The sequence below is a fragment of the Hallella absiana genome (assembly GCF_025457485.1).
In the GTDB taxonomy this organism is placed as follows: Bacteria; Bacteroidota; Bacteroidia; order Bacteroidales; family Bacteroidaceae; genus Prevotella; species Prevotella absiana.
Genome location: NZ_JAMXSP010000064.1, coordinates 1 through 3,275 on the forward strand (window position 1 = coordinate 1; position 3,275 = coordinate 3,275).

1 protein-coding gene is annotated in these 3,275 nt (G+C 48.2%); it reads right to left on the reverse strand.

The annotated features are described in order from the left end of the window. Nucleotides 1–105 precede the first annotated feature (105 nt). Nucleotides 106–1,683 carry a fimbrillin family protein gene (locus NG346_RS14245; RefSeq protein WP_262281339.1) on the reverse strand — a complete coding sequence of 526 codons (1,578 nt, stop codon included), beginning with the start codon at nucleotides 1,681–1,683 and terminating at the stop codon, nucleotides 106–108. Nucleotides 1,684–3,275 lie beyond the last annotated feature (1,592 nt).

Below are 3,275 nucleotides of genomic sequence, written 5' to 3' on the forward strand. Positions count from 1 at the left end.
GTTGGGGAATTGGAGAGGAAAAACTGGTTATTCTCGTTGAGATTAAACATAAAGCTGTAAATTTTCGGCAAAGGTCGAAAATTTACAGCTTATAGAAAAGGCGGCCTAAAATGGATGGATACTGACTGCCAGCCCCATCTGATGGCTCATGCTAAAGTTCACTGTAGAGGCGGTTGTTGTGGAGACAACGCCTGCGGCCACTTGTAGGTCGCTGGCATACAGATCTGTTTTTTCTCTTTGATCCGTTTTGGGGTTCCATGCCGATATGCCGGAGGCAAAGAACGTGGCGGCATCAGTGGCAGCCTTGCCCGTGTTGGCGAGGCCACTCGTGCTATAGGGATAATAGACATAGTACCTGCAGTTCTCGGGCAGGAGCACACGGGAGGCTGGTGTCCACTTGCCATCGGCCCCGCGTGTCAGCTTGACGTTGCTGTATTTCAGTCCGTTGGCATCAGCCACATAGATGCCCACGGCATCGTCCTTGGCAAAGGCCGTCTTGGGATAGTTGCTGCCCCATGATGTGGCAAAGGCGATGGTGCCCAACTGCAACTTTGAGACGGAGTGAGGCGAGACCTTGTAGACGATGGACTGGCCCTTGTCCCACTTTGTGCCTTTGAGTGAACCGGTGAGGTTATACGTGTTGTTGTCGAAGACGTAGGTGATGGCAATCTTCTGATTGTCCGTGGTAAACGACTGCGGAATCATCAGCAGCGTCTTTGTGCCAGAAACTATCTCCTGGTCCTCGGAGCCCTTGAGTTCCACGTTGATGTCGTTGACGGTGTAGTCAGAAAGTGTCGTGCTCGGAGTCCAAGTACCGCCCAGCGACAGCCGCCCTTTGGTGGCGATGTTTGTGAAGCCTACCGAAGTGATCTTTCCCGTCGGCATGTCCGGTCCGGCCACGAAGCGGATGGAGGTGAGCTGATGGTCGAAGGTAAGCGGCACAGCCTTGTTGGTGCCCACGCTGGCGAGCGTCAGGCCTTTGTTTGTGGCCACGATCAGGTCGGGTTGGTTCTCCGCAGTGGTGGGAAGCGCATAGTCGATGTAGGGCGTGCCCGCTGTACTGCCGGAGGACAGCGTCAGGCCATTGGAAGAAGAAGGAATGGGAGCGTAGGCATAGAAGGCCACCTTGTCGGTGGCAGGCCAATAGTGCTCGTTGGCAGTCTTCCAACCATAGCTCGCGTTTGTAGCCGTCTCGTTGTAGAAGAGGCTGTTGGGCGTGGCCGAGGCAAAGGTGTTGTCATTGGCGTATGGGATGGCGGACACGCCAAACTGCGTGAGTTGGTTGATAGATTCGATGCGGGTGCCGCGCGTGAGCGGCTCGTCGGTGACCTTTTCGGCCATAGCGCCGCCCACACGCTCGGAGACGAGCGGATGGAGATAGAGCGTGTGGCCGCCGCCCGTGGTCTTCAGCGGAGCGGCAAAATAAGACTGGGGATCAGGCGTAGGAGCCTGGGATGCAGTAGCGTACGCTACAGCGCGTGAAGTCTTGGCCGAGGCGCTCGAAGAGTGAGCGACCGGTGTGCCGTCGATGACATCCACCTTAAACGAGATTGGTTCGGAAGAGAGAACGGGCGTGCTGTCGGTCAGCGTCTCACTGCAACCGGTGAGAAACGACAGCGCGCTTAGTGACAACAGCAACAGGTCACAAGAGCGGAACTTAGAAACAGAGTGACGTAATCGCATAATTCTACAGACCTTTAATATTACTTACTTTTTCGTGCCTATAGAATCGCCCCTGATTCGGCTCCCTTATATATATAATGTGTTCATGTGAGGACATAAAAAACGTGGGCATCTGTACAGAGTCACCCAGTTTTCAGGTCTTCGGAAACCCATTTCGAAGTGAACTGCACAAGTAGCCCACGTCAGAGGTTATTATACAATACACCCTTTCGGGTGCATGATAAATACACCTTAACGCGGACATTTACCCGGCATCATCTTTCGAAATATTCAAATTTCCGAAGTTTGAAAACTGAAGATAATGTTTGTAAACGTCTTTATGTGTCGAAGCCTTTGGTGTGCCGGCTACGCTTAGCCGACGGCGGCGACACGACTATGTCCGGCGAAGACATGCGGCGGGCCGCACATCAACGCCGCTGCAAAGTTACGTTATTTTTATGATATTCAAACAATTCCTCCGACTTTTTTTAAATCACGAATATCATATTTCACATGAATGGCCATATAATGAACTCTCACACAGAGACACAGAGACACAGAGTATCAGAGACGAGCTCCTTATTATATATAGAGTTCACAGAGACGGCTTCATCGTAAAGAGTTCACGAAGCGAGCACATCGCAGGAGCTTCTATATTCTCTTTAAGGCGAAGCCGTCTCTGTGCTCTGAGTCACGAGTAAGTCTCCGTGGCTCTGTGTCTCTGTGTGAGCCCTACAAAAGTGTATAGTGTTCACGCGCATCTTTTGGGCTTTTAACGCTCCATCTTCGATGGAATAAAGAATATACTCGAATATAAAGAATATCATTGAATATAAAGAATATTATTGATATCATGTCGATCGTATAGAGAATTACATATTTATATTCTTTATATTCGGTTATCTTCTTTATTCCGCGTAGCGGAGCGTTAACAAAAAGACATCTCGTAGATATGACGTTTCATGTCCATGAAGGGAGCATCAACCAAATCATGTAGATATATATCTGTGAAAATCTGTGAGATCTGTGTGACACTCTCCCACAATTATTTCTTCTCACAGATTTCACAGATCTACACGGATGTGTAACCCTCCATCGAGCGACATGGCGAACGCAAAGATCTGTGGAGATCTGTGAGAAAGGTTTAACGCGCCATCCCGATGGCATTAAGAATATTAACGAATATCGAAAATATATTTTCTAAATATTCGGTTATCTTCTTTATTCCGCGTAGCGGAGCGTTAACAAAAAGACATCTCGTAGATATGACGTTTCATGTCCATGAAGGGAGCATCAACCAAATCATGTAGATATATATCTGTGAAAATCTGTGAGATCTGTGTGACTCTCTCCCACGATTATTTCTTCTCACAGATTTCACAGATCTACACGGATGCGTAACCCTCCATCGAGCGACATGGCGAACGCAAAGATCTGTGAAGATCTGTGAGAAAGGTTTAACGCGCCATCCCGATGGCATTAAGAATATTAATCTGAATTTTCGATTAATTTGTAGCGATAACGCAAGCTGCAAAGCCAATTATCTATAAATCAGTTTATATTTAACTTATTATGTTTTGTCATTTCATTTATTATTGTTACATTTGTAGCGG